15 protein-coding genes are annotated in these 15,227 nt (G+C 61.4%); 3 read left to right on the top strand and 12 right to left on the bottom strand.

Annotation, left to right across the window (positions count from 1 at the left end):
* Positions 1-8: 8 nt before the first annotated feature.
* The 5 genes from RTX98_RS10910 to RTX98_RS10890 all read right to left on the bottom strand — a co-directional run bounded on the left by RTX98_RS10910 (position 9) and on the right by RTX98_RS10890 (position 5,729).
* Positions 9-1,223, bottom strand: a complete 1,215-nt coding sequence (locus RTX98_RS10910) for a hypothetical protein (RefSeq protein WP_312796550.1) — start codon at positions 1,221-1,223, stop codon at positions 9-11.
* Positions 1,129-3,513, bottom strand: a complete 2,385-nt coding sequence (locus RTX98_RS10905) for a GumC family protein (RefSeq protein ID WP_312796549.1) — start codon at positions 3,511-3,513, stop codon at positions 1,129-1,131. Before RTX98_RS10905 ends, RTX98_RS10910 begins: the two co-directional genes overlap by 95 nt.
* A gap of 25 nt (positions 3,514-3,538) precedes the next feature.
* Positions 3,539-4,264, bottom strand: coding sequence for a polysaccharide biosynthesis/export family protein (locus RTX98_RS10900; RefSeq protein WP_312796548.1), 726 nt, complete (start codon positions 4,262-4,264; stop codon positions 3,539-3,541).
* A 44-nt stretch (positions 4,265-4,308) separates the two neighbouring features.
* Positions 4,309-5,118 (bottom strand): tyrosine-protein phosphatase, encoded by an 810-nt coding sequence (locus RTX98_RS10895; protein WP_312796547.1) that lies wholly within the window; start codon positions 5,116-5,118, stop codon positions 4,309-4,311.
* 71 nt (positions 5,119-5,189) lie between these two features.
* Positions 5,190-5,729, bottom strand: coding sequence for a hypothetical protein (locus RTX98_RS10890; protein WP_312796544.1), 540 nt, complete (start codon positions 5,727-5,729; stop codon positions 5,190-5,192).
* Between the two features lie 206 nt (positions 5,730-5,935).
* On the opposite strand from RTX98_RS10890, the gene RTX98_RS10885 reads away from it, so the two are divergent.
* Positions 5,936-6,379, top strand: coding sequence for a hypothetical protein (locus tag RTX98_RS10885; protein ID WP_312796542.1), 444 nt, complete (start codon positions 5,936-5,938; stop codon positions 6,377-6,379).
* 27 nt (positions 6,380-6,406) lie between these two features.
* On the opposite strand, the gene RTX98_RS10880 is transcribed toward RTX98_RS10885, so the two are convergent.
* Positions 6,407-6,967 carry a hypothetical protein gene (locus RTX98_RS10880; RefSeq protein ID WP_312796541.1) on the bottom strand — a complete coding sequence of 187 codons (561 nt, stop codon included), beginning with the start codon at positions 6,965-6,967 and terminating at the stop codon, positions 6,407-6,409.
* A 212-nt stretch (positions 6,968-7,179) separates the two neighbouring features.
* On the opposite strand from RTX98_RS10880, the gene RTX98_RS10875 reads away from it, so the two are divergent.
* Positions 7,180-9,216 (top strand): bifunctional sugar-binding transcriptional regulator/dihydroxyacetone kinase subunit DhaK, encoded by a 2,037-nt coding sequence (locus tag RTX98_RS10875; protein ID WP_312796574.1) that lies wholly within the window; start codon positions 7,180-7,182, stop codon positions 9,214-9,216.
* Positions 9,217-9,271: 55 nt separating this feature from the next.
* Positions 9,272-9,910, top strand: a complete 639-nt coding sequence (gene dhaL, locus RTX98_RS10870) for a dihydroxyacetone kinase subunit DhaL (protein WP_312796572.1) — start codon at positions 9,272-9,274, stop codon at positions 9,908-9,910.
* A 66-nt stretch (positions 9,911-9,976) separates the two neighbouring features.
* Here the strand turns inward: dhaL (RTX98_RS10870) and RTX98_RS10865 are convergent, their stop codons facing one another.
* From RTX98_RS10865 to RTX98_RS10840, 6 genes are all read right to left on the bottom strand, one after another.
* Positions 9,977-10,444, bottom strand: coding sequence for an RpiB/LacA/LacB family sugar-phosphate isomerase (locus RTX98_RS10865; protein ID WP_312796540.1), 468 nt, complete (start codon positions 10,442-10,444; stop codon positions 9,977-9,979).
* Between the two features lie 30 nt (positions 10,445-10,474).
* Positions 10,475-11,521: an NAD(P)-dependent alcohol dehydrogenase gene (locus RTX98_RS10860; protein ID WP_312796538.1), complete on the bottom strand. Its 1,047-nt coding sequence runs from the start codon at positions 11,519-11,521 to the stop codon at positions 10,475-10,477.
* A 147-nt stretch (positions 11,522-11,668) separates the two neighbouring features.
* Positions 11,669-12,319, bottom strand: coding sequence for a dihydroxyacetone kinase subunit DhaL (dhaL, locus tag RTX98_RS10855; RefSeq protein ID WP_312796536.1), 651 nt, complete (start codon positions 12,317-12,319; stop codon positions 11,669-11,671).
* A 17-nt stretch (positions 12,320-12,336) separates the two neighbouring features.
* On the bottom strand, positions 12,337-13,332 hold the full coding sequence (locus tag RTX98_RS10850) for a dihydroxyacetone kinase subunit DhaK (protein WP_312796534.1): 996 nt from the start codon (positions 13,330-13,332) through the stop codon (positions 12,337-12,339).
* Positions 13,333-13,378: 46 nt separating this feature from the next.
* Complete coding sequence (locus RTX98_RS10845) at positions 13,379-14,152, bottom strand: GolD/DthD family dehydrogenase (RefSeq protein ID WP_312796532.1); 774 nt, start codon at positions 14,150-14,152, stop codon at positions 13,379-13,381.
* 70 nt (positions 14,153-14,222) lie between these two features.
* On the bottom strand, positions 14,223-15,212 hold the full coding sequence (locus tag RTX98_RS10840; protein ID WP_312796530.1) for a substrate-binding domain-containing protein: 990 nt from the start codon (positions 15,210-15,212) through the stop codon (positions 14,223-14,225).
* Positions 15,213-15,227: the final 15 nt, after the last annotated feature.

Below are 15,227 nucleotides of genomic sequence, written 5' to 3'. Positions count from 1 at the left end.
AGCTCGCTTCATTGGAGCCGCTCGATGGAAACGTTGTGGAAGGTCACCCGGCCCGAATATCGATAAAGCCAGCTGTCGATGGTCAACCCTGAACGGAGTTCCAGACTTTGCGCGGGACAATCAGCAACATCGAAGTCCACGGCGTTCTCCTTGTTGCGGTAGGTGCCCTCAGCAACATCAAGCCGTGTGATTTCAGTGCCGGGCTTCAAGCACCGCAAGCGCCAGAACAGCCCTTTCGGTGCCTTGAGTAGCGCGCCCGATGCATCGACCTTCAGGCGGTAACGCCCAGGCTCCAGAACCAGCGTCTGCCGTAGCTCGACCTCACGAGCCGGCTTGTCGAGGAAACGAACATTCATGCCGTCCTGCGGCGCGACCGTCGAGCTTTCAAGATAGGCTGCTGCCGTATTTCGATAGATCCAGTCGAATGGAATTGGCGTGCCGCTGGGCTCGAAAGACGCGTTGAACACCAGTCCTGCGCGGTTCCAGTCTTGATCGGACAAGGTGAAAAGAAACAGGCGATGAGCGCCCTGATAGTCTCCGGCGCGCACAAGCGCGTTCAACACGGTGCGAAGTTCAACCGGGGTGGCGGGAGATTTACTTGTACTCAGATCCAGAACGAGCCGGTTGGCCAAAGGTAGTCCGCCATCACTGGTGACCAGCGATCGTATCAACGCACCGCGCCACGGCGGGTTGGCCTGCAGCGTCGTCAGCATTTCTGCGTAAGCGGCTGGATCCTGCAGAAGCGGAGCAAGGATCGCAGCCGCATCGGGGAACTGGTCTCGCCATCGCCGCACGAACAGATCGATATAGCGTACTGCTTCGGCAGTCTGACCCTTGTTCAGCGATGCCGTAATCAGGCGCCGCAAAGCCAGTTTCTCGGTCTTCGAAATGCGATGAGCAGCAAGAAACTGCGCTTCCGCAAGGGCCTGCTCGTTGGATCGCAGTTCCACCTCGCCGAGCAGCGCACGCAAGCGCGCGTCGACCGGATCAAGCGCGATTGCGGCACGCGTTTCCGCTTCAAGATCCGCTAAGGGAGCGGGGTCTGACGGATTTTCGTTCAGAGCCGCGGTGATCGCTTCAACACGAGCGTCGACATTAAACGGATCGACGCTTAGCGCTGCATTCGGCTCAGCCTGCAACAGTCTGCCGAGACCGCCCAGACAAACGAGCAAAAGCAGCGCGAAGGCGGCGACGCAGGCCACCGCCCGACGAGGCATGGACATCGGAACCGGATGCGCCGCTCTGCTGGTCATGAGGTCCCTCTAATTGCTCAGCATCGCCTCCATAGGAGTAGTACTGATTGTTCATGTAGCTGTAGGCGTATTTGTAGTCGTATTTGCCGACGCTGAACTTGGACATCGCTGCGCCGATCACGTGAGCGCCGGAAGCCCGCAGGCGCTTCAATGCCAGGGCGGCGGCCTTCCGGGTGACCTGATTGGAGGACACCACCAAGAGCGTGCCACGAGCCAAACGGCCGAGGATTGGCGCATCAGACAGGCCGATCACGGGAGGCGAATCGATAATGACGAAATCGAAGCGCTCGGCGAGATGCCCAATTAGCAGCGCCATGCGCTGTGACGACAGAAGGTCGGCAGGGTTCGGCGGGATGGTCCCAGAGGTTATGGTCCAGACGTTCTCCGCGCTGGTCCGACGGATCACCTGCGGCAGCTTCTCCTTGGAGACCGTGTTGGTAAGGACGTTGCTTAGGCCAACGGTATTATCGAGGCCGAACTGGCGGTGGACGGCCGGCTTGCGCAAGTCGGCATCCACAACGACCACCTTGGATCCAAGCACACCGAAATCGCGTGCCAGCTTATAGACGGTCGTCGATTTGCCCTCGGCCGGTTCAGCCGACGTTACCATCAGGATCTTCGGCGCACCGTCCGCACCGGCAAACTGGATGGCCGTGCGCAAACTGCGATAGGCTTCCGACAATCCCGACGTCGGGTCTGTCGCGCTTGCCGCCAGTTCCACCGGCTTGACCTGCGGCAAGATCCCCATGACCGGAAGCGCGAGTTCCTTCTCAAGCTGTTCGGGATTTACGAAAGTGTTGTTCAGCAACTCCAGCACGTAAACCACTGCAGCCGCCAATGCAGCGGATAAGGCTAAAGCGAGCGCAAGGTTGATCGGCAGGCGCGGCCAGACCGGTGACTGCGGCATCGGCGCAAGGTCGACGATCGAGGCATTCTGCTGCCGCAACTCGGTCGCCACACCGACATCGTTCAGCTTGCCGATCAGGCTGTCATACTGACTGCGGTTGGAATCCACCTCGCGCTTGAGGATCGTGTACTGGATGTTCTTGTCCTGATAAGCGACCTGCTCGGCCTGCAGCTCGGTCTGCTTCTGCTGAAGGTCGGCTTCGCGCGATTGCGCTTCCTGCAGTTTCAAGCGGACGCCATCCGTGACAACCGCAACACCGCCCTCATATTGCTTGCGCAATTCGCTGATTTGCGCCTGAAGCTGCTGCATTTCCGGAAAACCGGGTTTGAACGTGCTGAGCTTCTGCTGGTACTCGGCTGAAAGACCGGCGATCTCCGAGCGAAGCTTCTGCAAGCCCTCGCTGGACAGAACCTGTTCGAGGCTGCCGCCACGACCCTGGTCGATCTGTTGCACCAGTCGCTGATAATTCAGGCGCTCTTCCACCGCTTTCGACTGAGCAGCGTTAATCGCCTGGATGCTCGTTTCGATCAGAGAACTGTCCGTGCCGGTCATGGTGATGCCGGCTTCCTTGGCATAGGCGACCAAGGCCTCCTCGGACTTCTGGAGCCTGTCCTTGACCTGTAGAACCTGATCCTGAATGAACTGCCGCGCGAGCTCTGACGTTTCGCCGGTCTGATCGACACGCGAGTCGATATAGCTTTGCGCCACACGGTTGGCGACTTCCTGGGCAGTGGCCGGGTTTTGATCGCGAAAGGAGATCGTCAGCAAGCTGGTATTCGCAAGCAGGTCGACCGACAGGTTGTTCATGACCCGCTGGATAGCAATACCTTCCCGCTGTTCTGGCGTGTAGTCAGCCATATCCTGGGAAAAGCGCATGCCGAACGCGCGACGAACGATGTTCGTCGGCGCAAAGTCTGGCGCGGGGAACAGAAAGGCGGCCTGCTCGGAAAGGCCTAAGCCTAGCACGACGCGCTGAGCGATCGCACGGCTCTTCAAGCGCTCGCGCGCTGTCAGGAACGCACGTACGTCAGACGCTTCGGCGACCATTTCCATTTCCTGGAACACGCGGGCAGAAGGCGTCATGACCTCCAGCCGGACCGCTGCCTCATACTTGGGCGTCTGCATCATGGTGATGGCAAAGCCGAGTACGAGACCAATCGCGAGCAGACTTACGATCAGCCAGCGATATTGCAGGACGTAGAAAAAGATTTGCAGCGGGTTGAACGAGTCGCGCTCGTCAACCTCCTGATACCGTCCATAACCATAATCGTAGGGAGCAAGATCCGGGCGCAAAGCACCGCCCGGAGCGGCCTGAAGGGCGTTTGGCGAGTAGGGAGAAGGTCGGTCAAGCATGATTGTCTAACTTACCCTCTGCGGCTTAAAGACCGACGCCGATGCGGCTGGCGGAACTTGCCACGCCAAGCGCTTCCTTCAGGTTCTGGAACGCGACCTTGTTGGAAGATGAGAACACAACAACGACGTCACCACCGTAGATGCGGGGATTGGCCCGCTTGCCGGCGCGGATCTGCGCAACATCATACAGCGCGACGAGTTTCTGCCGGCCCACCTGGCGGAACACATAGACCTTGCCAGTATCTGCGACTTTGCTGAAGCCGCCACCGAGCGCAATCGCGTCGATCAATGACGCCGTGGGCGGCAGCTGGTAAACGCCGGCCTTGTTGACTTCACCATCAATGGTGACACGACGGGAAGAGGACTCCTTGATCGTGACGCTGACCTGCGGGTTCTGCAGGTAGTTCCGCGCGTAAGCACGCGTAATTTCCTGCTCTAAGACCCGCACCGGTTTACCGGCCGCCTGGACATTCCCGATCAGAGGCAGGTTGATGTTGCCGCTGGGGTCGACCTGCACGGCGCGTGATAGGTCCGACACCTGAAACACGAAGACTTCGAGCGTGTCGGAGGGCGCGATCGGCACTTCCGTTCCACCGGCTGTTTCCGGTGGAGCCGGCAGTTCGGGTACTTGGCGCAGGTCTGCGTCGCCCGGCAGCGCGGCCGATGCGTATCCGGAAGAGGCTGGGGCGCCTTGGGCCATGCCCATGTCGGTTGGTGACGAGGTGTTACAAGCCGCGATGAAAGCAGACATCGCGAATACGACTGCGATACGCAAAGTCTTACAACCCGCCATGATCAACGCCCCTGAAACATGCGCCAGAACTTGCCTGCCCGGCTTTTCGCGTCTGCCTCGCGCTTCGCACCCCGCGCAGCGTCCATGCCCACGGCTCTGATCTCCGCATTCCGCAAAATCCGCGCAGGCGTTTCAACGAACAAATTGCGAGCGGTCTCCGCGCCGGCTTTCTCTTCAACCAGCGCATAGGCGGTCGAAAGCACAGGAGACCGGCCCGACACATTGTGCGCATCACTGGCCACCAGATCGATGCGGCCTTCTTCGAGCATCCGGTCCGATAGAGCCTTGGCCTGCGTGCCGAATTGCCCAGTCAAGGAGCCCGCGGTAATCTGCATCAAGGCTCCAAGTCGGCCGACGCTTTCGATCAGATCGTAGTTCTTTGCCACCCAGGTCAAACGCTCCGGATGCGTGACAACCGGGATATAGTCGGCCTCGATCAGACGCTCGACGAAGGCAACGAAATTCGGCGGCACGACGTGATGCGGCGGCTCAAGTAGAAAATAGCGTGACCCATTCAGGGTCGGCACAGCCTTGTCGGCCAGCTTCTGCAGCAGATCAGGCGCGATATGGACATCAGCGCCGATCACCAGCTGAAGGTCGATACTCTCGTCCGACAGGACCTTACGAAGCGCCAGAACTCGGCGACCGATACCGGCCGCATCATTATGGTAGAGGCCTGGCAGAATATGCGGCGTACAAGCGAGAATCCGTGTGCCATCAGCCACAGCGACCCTCGCCATAGCGAGGGAAGCAGCGAGATCCGCGGCACCGTCATCACAGCCAGGCAGAATATGGGAATGCAGGTCTATCACTAACCCTGCCAACCCCTCATCAACAAGACCAGAACGGCGAAGAACCGAGCCGCGAACGGCCCGATCGAAGCTTACTGGCTTACGCGGTTATCCGAGTCAGAAGTCGCAGTCGCAACAGCCGAACCAACGATCGCAGCACCGACCAGAGCAGGGAAAGCAAACGCGGCGACGCCAGCACCACCGGCAGCTCCTGCACCGCCCGCACCGGCAGGCACAGCACCATTAGGTGCATTGCGAACCTGGCCAGTCACATTGACAGCAGCCGTGTCGTTCACGGCAACGCAGAGGTTTTCACCCTGGCGCTCGAAGCGCAGTTCCTGCTCACCGGCCAGTGACACCTGGCAACCACCAGCAAGAACCACAGCCGTGCTCTGGACGCTCGTTGCAACGCGATCAGCAGCCGAGATGGCCTGACCAGCCGTTGCCTGACGCGGGCCCTTGGCGCCGACGATCACAACTCGACCTTCCGAGGACTGGATGGTGCCGAGCGCTGCCGACTGAGCGCCGCTAACGGCGCAACCGCACGTGGAAGGCTGAGCCTGAGCAACACCGGCTGCCGTCGAGAACATGCCGGCAGCCAACGCACCAGCAACAATCAGTCGAACCATCATCGTCTTACCCGTCCCAAAAGCGTGTTTCGCTTAGCGCCTATATGCCACATATAGCCCAAATGTCTATGAAAAGTTGACTGTACACATGAGCGTGTGCGCAATGCTGACAGAGCTCGGGCGGTATATGGCTCGCTGTAGTGACCTCAGGAAGCGCCAAAAGCCAAGTCTAGGTTGAAGCGTCCAACAAGACGTTGCACAAAGGCATCATGTTGAAACACTTTGCCTTGTGGCTGTTTTTCGGATCGGCCGCTTGTGTCGCAGCGATTCTTTTTGTTCCCCAAGGGCGGCTCGCCTGCTCAGAGCCATATCTTCACGAAACCAGTCCGGACGGTCGATGGACCCTGACTCTTTGCAGCCGACCGTTGCTGTTTGCCATGCCGGGCGGCGGCGGCGATGCGCCGGGCTGGATCGTTCTGCGCGATGTGGACGGAGCCATCCGTGGCGTGTCCGACCTCAGCATGCTGCAGATGTATGGCGGCGCGGCGCCGGGCACTCCACTCATCTGGGGACCGCGCCGCGTGGTCAAACCGATGGTTCTTGAGCTGCCTATCAGATCGGCAAGTTCGCCCTTTCGACAATGGCTTGATGATCGGATCTGGCGTTGGCGGGCACTTCTAGGCCTCACACCGACCGACGACGACCTGCATTGAAGCCTTATTGGTCGTGCGGCAGAAGGGTCATTGCCCTACGTCGTAGATCGCGGTAGCCAAAACCTGCACGCGATCCTGTCTCCCGCCCGCCTCCTTCGCGCGACTGACGATCAAGATGAATTTTGGCTCCTCGCGAGACCGGAAGCGCGTGGAGATCATCTCGCCCTCGCCTTCCTTGCTGACCTGCTCCCATTGCTCAACAAACTCGGGAGAAGAAAGAACCGCTTCCACAATGGGTTGAAGGTCCGCCTCTCCGCCACCGGTGATGTGGCACATGGGGATTTGGTCGGACACGACGAGGACATAGCCGGCATCAAGCTGCGAGTTGATGCGCCAATAATGGTTGGCCGCGCGCAAGCCCGGTGGCGGCAGCGATTCGTCTGCAACAGACTTCACGAGCCCGACCGTATTGCCGAGCCCCATTACAGCTAGGAAAGGCTTGGGTCCGTCGGCCCAGCTTGCCGGGCGCAACACCCATTCCGTACAGCCGCGTAAAGCGCCAGCCAAACCAGTCTCAAGAACCGGCTGCGTGTGGGCCGGCAGGGTGAAAGCGAGGAATGCGCCGAGCGCCATCAGACATTTGTTCATGCAGAAACCCTAGCGGCGGAAAAAGCGGGCGTCATCTTATTCTCGCGACGCGAAGTGAGACCCGGTTGATACAAAAACTTGCACGCGGCTCTAGCCTGAACCATCCTGCCAAGGCGCGGAGGATGGCGCTGACTGGAGGATAGTGACGAGATGATAGCGTGACGGAGAGTTCCACCTCGGCCAGGAACCGGTCTGCACGCGCTGCGGCGTCCATCGGTTCAAGCGTCATTCCCCTGAAGTTTGGCGATGATCCGCAGGTCTGGGCCTGCTGGCTTTACTACGAGGACCGTCTCACGCAGAGCGAGATCGCCGAGGCGATGGGGATCTCGCGAGCAACCGTCAACGCCTATCTCGCGGATGCCCGCGAGCGCGGCATCGTCAATATTACGCTGGATCCACAGCGCCTGGCCTCCCTTACGGTAGCGCAGGAGCTCAAGCGGCATTTTGGCCTGCATGACTGTCTTGTGGTGCCGAGTTCGGAGCCGGCGGCGTCGCTGATCGACCGGCTGGGTGCGGCGGGAAGCCTTGTGCTTCGCCAGTTCGTGCGATCTGGCGACACGATCGCCGTGGGATGGGGACGCACGATCCTGTCGGTGGCAGCGGCCACCACTTTGACAGGCTTGCAGGATGTGCGGGTCGTGCAGGCGACGGGCAGCGTCACGACCGGCCAGCCCGATTCACCGGAAATCTGCGCCGCGCGCCTCGCCTCCGCGATCCAGGCAGAATGCGTGCCGATTACGGCGCCCAGCATCGTGTCGTCCTCGGCCATGCGCGACATGCTTATGGCCGAGCCGCTGATCCAGTCGCAGTTTCAGGCGCTTAGCCATGCCAGCCGGGCTGTGTTCGGCGTGTCGTCGCTGCGCCCCAACTCCACCATTCATTCCAGCGGCTTCTTCGATTACGCGCCGCTCCAGACTTATCTTGCGCTCAACGCCGTCGGAGTCATTGCTGGCCGCTTCATCGACGTTCAGGGGCGCCCGGTGCGCGGCCCGCTGGATGATCGCACCCTCGGCATATCGTTGGAAGCTTTGCGTGGAATCGAACGGCGCATTGCCGTTGCGGGTGGGATCGACAAGGTGCCGGCCATCCTCGGCACGCTGCGCGGCGGCTATGCCGACATTCTCGTTACCGATGCCGCCACGGGCAAGGCGCTGCTGGAAGCCGATGGGGTGAAGGGTCTCACCCGCCCCACGCAGCGGCTTCAGACAGAGCCTTCAGCCCCGGCTGAAGTGCAGCGTCGCCACGTCAAAAAGTTCTTGAACGATCCGGACGACATCGTCGACGAAATGCTGGACGGCGCGGTGCGCGCGCATGGCGCGTATCTGGAGCCTGTGCCCGGCACGCGGCGCGCCTTCATGGCGCGGGAAGCGCCGCGCGAAGGGAAAGTCGGTCTGGTCGTGGGCGGCGGCTCGGGGCATGAGCCGTGTTTCCTCGGCTATGTCGGGGCGGGAATGGCCGATGCGGTGGCGGTCGGCAATGTGTTTTCCTCCCCTCCTCCCGATCCGATTGCCAAGGCAGCACAAGCTGTTTCGGGCGGCGAAGGTTTGTTGTTCATCTACGGCAACTATGCCGGCGACACGATGAACTTCGAGATGGCTGCAGAGCTCGTTCAAGCCAACGGCATCCCGGTGCGGACGGTCGTGACCACGGACGACATCGCTTCGTCGCGCGCGGAGGATCGCGACGGGCGGCGCGGCGTGGCCGGTAACGTGTTGATTTTCAAGGTCGCGGGTGCGGCCTGTGACAAGGGTTGGTCGCTGGAAACCTGTGAGCGGGCGGCCCGCAAGGCGAATGCGCAGACCTATACGATGGGCGTCGCACTGGAGCCCTGCTCCATGCCGCAGACACGGCGCTACAACTTCAGCATCGGCCCGCAGGACATGGAAGTGGGCGTCGGCATCCATGGTGAGCCGGGCGTGGCGCGGGAGCCGATGCAGTCGGCGGATGCCGTGGTGGATATGGTGATGAACCGGATTTTCACGGAAATGCCGAGCCAGTCAGGAGACCGGGTGGCAGTGCTCGTGAATTCGTTCGGTTCGACGCCCTTGATGGAGCTTTATGTGCTTTATCGGCGGGTGGAACAGCGTTTGAAGACCAAGGGGCTGACCGTTGCAGCGCGGTGGGTCGGGCATTATTGCACCTCGCTCGACATGGTCGGCGCCTCGGTTTCGGTGATGCATCTCGATGACGAGCTTGCCGAATTGCTGGCGCATCCCTGCGATACACCCTTCTTCCGGGTTGGGAAATAGTGATGCCACAACAATGGCTTATGGGGCTTTCGCCTCAGTCTGCGAAAGAGACTTCATGCAAGATCTAGGATCAAAGCGACTGATCGCGATGTTCAGCCAGGCCGCGGCGGCGATCGATGCGCAACGGGATCACCTGTCGGATTTGGATGGGGCGATTGCCGATGCGGATCATGGGATGACGATGTCGCTGGGCTTTCGAGCGGTGACGTCGGCTTTGGCGAAGCTCGATGCGGAAGTAAGCCCTTCGGAGGTGTTCAGGACGGCAGCAAAGGCTTTTCTGGACGCGGTCGGGGCCTCGACCGGGCCGCTTTATGCGAGCGGATTTCTCAATGCAGCCAAGCGCTTGGATGGTTCAGACGTGCTGGACCCTGCGGCGATGCTGGAGGGGATTGCGGCCGGCATTGCGGCGCGTGGAAAGGGAAGCCGGGGGGAGAAGACGATGCTGGATGTCTGGCTTCCGGCGGCGGAAGCGGCGCAGCAGGCGCTTCGGGAAAACCCTGCGAAATTATGGGCTTACGTGCGCCAGGCTGCTGCTGACGGGGCTGAATCGACACGCGCAATGATGGCGGTGCGGGGGCGTGCGGCGCGGGTGGGGGAGCGGTCGATCGGGCATATCGATCCCGGCGCAGTGTCGGCCTTGCTTATCGTGGAAGCGATGGCCGGAACTATGGGCGAAAACACGGAAAATCTGTAGGAAAACGGCCGAAAATTTCCGGGATTGTCGGCCGTTTCTCCGGTTTTACGCCACCAGAGCGGAAATTTAGGCCGCGTTTCCGTGATACTTCGCATCAAGCGCGTCGATGGCCTGCACGTTGCCGGCCGAGCGACCGTTCGGATCGAACTCGGACGCCAGATAGGCTTCGGCGACGGTCTTCGCGAGCTCGGGCCCGATCACGCGCGCACCCATGGTGATGATCTGCGCATTGTTGGACGACGCTGCCTTTTCCGCCGAGTAAGCATCGTGAGTCTGGGCGGCGCGGATGCCGGGCACCTTGTTGGCGGACAGCGCCACGCCGATGCCGGTGCCGCAGCAAAGAATCGCGCGGTCATAGGTGCCGTCGAGAATGCCGCTGGCAACACGCTCAGAGAGGTTGGCGTAAAGCTCGCTGGAGCCGGCCGGGGGCGTGCTGAGTTCCGAGACTTCCAGACCGTCGCGGGTGGACAGATGTTCGGCCAAAGCCTTGGCGAGAGGAGCGCCGGCGCTGTCGCCGGCAATTGCGATCTTCATGGGTTCTCTCCGTCGATTGAACGATGCCCCTCAGGAGGGCATCGTGATCTGGATCTTGACGTCGGTCGGGCGGCCTTCCACGGCGCGGTCGAAGGCTTCGATCGACTTCTCGAAAGGATAGGTGTCGGAGATCAGCGGCTTCAGGTCGACCTTGCCGGAACCCATCATCTGGATGGCGCGTGGATACTGGTGGGCGTAGCGGAACACGGTCTCGAAGCGGGCTTCCTTCGTGGAGGCCAGCGACCAATCGACCGGGGTCGGCTCGACCGGCATGCCGACCACGACGACGCAGCCCCCGGGGCGCAGGGTGTCGAGCAGGGTTGCCCAAGCCTTCGGCGAACCGCTGGCTTCGAACACGACGTCGGCACCCCAGCCTTCGGTGATGCCGTCGACGACGTCCTTGACGTTCTGCGAGCGGATATCGACCGGGACGATGCCAGGATACTGACCGGCAATCGCCAGCTTTTCAGCCGAAAGGTCGGCAATCACCACGGTAGCGCAACCGCCGGCCAGCGCCGCCAGCGCGATCATGATGCCGATCGGGCCGGCACCGATCACAACGCCGACATCGCCGGGCGCAATCCTGGCCTTTTGCGCGGCCTGGAGGCCAACGGCGAAGGGCTCGATCATCGCGCCTTCGGCGAAGGACACGTTATCAGGCAATTTGAAGGTGTAGGCAGCGGGATGCACGACCTGCGCAGTGAGAACGCCATGAACCGGCGGGGTCGCCCAGAACTGCACGGCCGGATCGACATTATACATGCCGAGGCGCGAGGCACGGGAATTGCTGTCCGGGATACCCGGCTCCATGCAAACGCGGTCGCCGGCCTTGAGGTTGGTGACGTTCGAGCCGACTTCCACCACCGTGCCGGCGGCTTCATGACCAAGCACCATCGGCGCGTTGACGACGAAGGGTCCGATCTTGCCGTGGGTGTAATAATGAACATCGGAACCGCAGACGCCTACGGTGTGGATCGCGATCTTCACGTCGTTCGGACCGACTTCGCTGGGCAGGTCGATCTCGCGCAGCGCAAGCTCGCCTTTGCGTTCAAGAACGAGAGAGCGGGTTTCAGTCATGGAAGCTCCGGTGAGACCGCTTCGGCCTCTTCATGGAAAGTAAGGAGGTCTGCCGAAGGCGGTTGCCGCAGTGGCGGAGATCCTGCTGGTCATTATGTAAGATGCCGGCCCTTCTTTCGGAAGAACCGGCGCGTAAGAAACGTTGGCTCAGGCTGGTTCGGCGAGGTGTTCCTTGGCGCCTTCGGCCAAGGTCGTCAGGATGATAGCGCAGGAGGTGGCGCCGGCATCGAGAACGCCGCGCGAGCGTTCGCCCAAGCGGCTGGCGCGGCCGATCTTGGCGACCATGTCGACCGTGGAGTCCCTGCCCTTCTCGGCAGCAGCGGAAAACGCATCAAGCGCCTCGCCGAACGACTTGCCCTCGGCGTTGGCGGCATCGAAGGCTTCGATCGCGGGCACGAAAGTGTCGAGCAGCGTCTTGTCGCCGACCTTGGCCGAGCCAACCTCCTGAATGCCTTTGACGCCCTTGTGCAGCATGGCGGAGAAGGTCGCGGGATCGATCTGCTCTTTGCCTTCGATGACTTCCGAGAACTCGGTGAACATCATGCCGTAAAGTGGACCCATCGAGCCGCCGATCTCGCTCATCAGAACGTCGCCCAGCGTGTTCAAGGCCTCGCCCAGGCCGGCATTGCCGTCCTTCAAACGGTCGGCGGCCAGGCCGAAGCCCTTGGCCATGTTCACGCCGTGATCGCCGTCACCGATCTTGCCGTCGATCTCGCTGAGATAGGCGCGGTTTTCGACGATGCGGTCTGCCATGCGCAAAACGATGGCGCCGGAAGCGGAATTGCTGAAGCTCTGCATGAATGTGTTTCCTGATCTCAGAGCATGGCCGGGCAGCTGGCGTCGGCATCGAGGAGGCTCTTCAGCTCCTCGTCCAAGGCCAGAACCGTCAGGCTCGCGCCGACCATTTCGAGCGAGGTGAAGTAGTTGCCGATGAAGGTGCGGTAGATGGTGAGACCGCGTGCGGTGATCTCGGCTTCTACCGTATCGTTGAGGATATAAAGCTCGTTCAGCGGCGTTGCGCCGAGACCCGATACGAGTACGGCCACTTCGGTGCCTTCCGGCAGATTGTGGTCGTCGAGCACGATCTGGCACATGTCGCGGGCCACTTCGGCGGCGCTCTTCAGCGGCTCGACACGGATGCCGGGTTCGCCATGATGGCCGATGCCCACTTCCATTGTGCCGGGCTCGATGGTGAAGTTGGGATGACCGACGGCCGGCAGCGTGCAGGGACCAAGGCCGACGCCGATGGAGCGGCAATTGTCGATGGTTTTCTGCGAGGTCACGCGGACTTCTTCGAGGCTGGCACCGGAGGCTGCCTTGGCGCCGCCGATCTTCCACAGGAAGATCTCGCCGGCCACGCCACGGCGGCGGTCGCGCTCTTCCGGTACTGCCGAACACACGTCGTCATTGGCAACCACAGTGGCGACTTCGATGCCGTCCTTGGCGGCGAGCTTGATCGCCATCTTCACGTTCATGTTGTCGCCGGCATAGTTGCCGTACAAGCAGATCACGCCCGCGCCGCCATCGGCTTCCTTGATGGCTTCATGGAAGCTCTTGGCTGTCGGCGACGAGAACAGCTCGCCGACGGCCACGGCGTCCAGCATGTTGCGGCCGGTGTAACCGACAAAGGCAGGCTCATGGCCGGAGCCGCCACCGGTGATCACGCCGACCTTACCCTTAACGGGTGCTGCCGTGGAAACCACGACGCGGCGGTTCTTGTCCGACAGGCGAACCAGGTCTTTGTGGGCCTTTACGAAGCCGCGGACGCTATCGTCGGCCACATCATCGGGATTGTTGATGAAACGCTGCATGATGAACTCCGACGCGATCGAGAAATCTGTTCTGATAAAATGTGGATCAGATGATGGTGTAGCCGCCATCGATCAGGAGATCGGCGCCGTTGATCATCTGGGCGCCGTCGGAAGCCAGAAACACGGCTGCGGCTGCGATCTCTTCCGGAAAGGCGAAGCGGCCGGCGGGAATGCGCTTCTTGGCGTCCTCGCCCTTCTGGCCGCCCCAGGCCTGCTTGCCGAGTTCGGTCAAAACGATGGTCGGCGAAATCGTGTTCACGGTAATGCCGTGCTTGCCCCATTCGGCGGCGAGCGTCTTGGACAGGCCGATGACGCCGAACTTGGAGGCGCAGTAAGCGACATGCTCGTCGATCGCGACCGTGCCGGCCTGCGATGCCAAATTGATGATGCGGCCCTTGGTACCGGCGGCGATCATGACGCGCCCGACAGCCTGGGACAGCAGGAACGTGCCGCTCAGATTAATGGCGATGGTCTTGTTCCAAGCGTCGAGCGACAGCTCTTCGGCAGGGGCAAGTGCGACGATGCCAGCGCTGTTCACGGCGATGTCGATCTGCCCGAAGGCGTCGACCACGGCCTGTACGGCTGATTGCACGGAAGCGGGATCGGACACATCACAGCGGAACGCCTTGGCCTGACCGCCCAGCGTGTCGGCCTGAGACTGCGCCGCGGCTTCGTTGAGGTCGAGCAAGGCAACCCGCGCACCCTTGGCAGCGAGCGCCGATGCAATCGCCGCACCGATGCCGGAACCAGCACCCGTGACCAGCGCCACGCGATCCGTCAGCGGGAAATTGAGGTCGATTGTGGGGGCGACGTCGCTCATGCGCTTGGTCCTTGCAGGAAACGGAGGAGGTTGGAGCGGCCTTCAACAAAAGGCCGCTCCTGTTTTCGGCTTAGAGCTTGCTGCGGGCTTCGAGCAGCTTGTCAGCGTTTTCGGTGGTTACCGGGGTCCAGGGAACGAGGTAGTCCTTGGCGGTGCCGTCCTTCCATTCCATCTGGGGATACTGCTTCCAGATTTCGGACTTCGGCTCGTAGTCCTTCTTCACAGCCTTGATGGCGATGTCGAGGGCGCCTTGAGCCTGCGCGTTCGCGTCCTGCAGAATGGAGGCCATCTGGCCTTCCTTCACCGCGTTGATCGCGTCGGTCACGCCGTCAACGCCGGCAATCGCGAAGTCTTCGACCTTGAGGTTCGCAGCCTTGATGGCTTCGATCGCGCCGAGCGCCATTTCGTCGTTCTGGCCGATCACGCCATTGATCTGGCCGGGATGCGAGGTCAGCCAGTTTTCCATCAGGGTCTGAGCTTCAGCGCGCGACCAGTTGCCGGTCTGCTGCTCGAGGACCTTGACGTCCGGGCAAGCTGCAAGTGCCTTCTGGTTGCCTTCGAGGCGCTGGATCTGGCCGGACTGGCCGATCGGGCCTTCGAGGATCACGACATTGCCCTTGCAGCCCATTTTGTCGAGGACGGCCTTGGCTTCCAGCTCGCCGGCTTCCACGTCGTTGGAGCCGACATAGGCGGTGAGCACTTCGGAGTTGACGCGGGCGTTGGAGCCGACAACCGGGATGCCGGCATCGACGGCAGCCTGAACCGGAGCGGCAGCGGCTTCGACGTCCATCGGCACGATCAGGATCGCATCATACTTCTGCGTGATCATCGTGTTGAACTGTTCCTGCTGGACCAGCGCATCATAACGACCGTCGAAGATCGTGACTTCGACTTCGCCCGCCTTCACGGCCGGGTGCTGCTGCAGGGCCGAGGTCCAGATCTGCATGAATTCGGCATTGAGACCGTAAACGGTCGCGCCGATCTTCAGCTTTTCCTGCGCCATGACCGGCGAGGCGAGCAGCGACGTGCCCATGGCAAGCGTCAGCAACAACTTCTTCATAGGTAGTTCCTCCCT

The sequence above is a fragment of the Tianweitania sp. genome (assembly GCF_032053605.1).
Taxonomy (GTDB): domain Bacteria; phylum Pseudomonadota; class Alphaproteobacteria; order Rhizobiales; family Rhizobiaceae; genus Tianweitania.
This window is presented reverse-complemented; position numbering and strand designations above follow the sequence as displayed.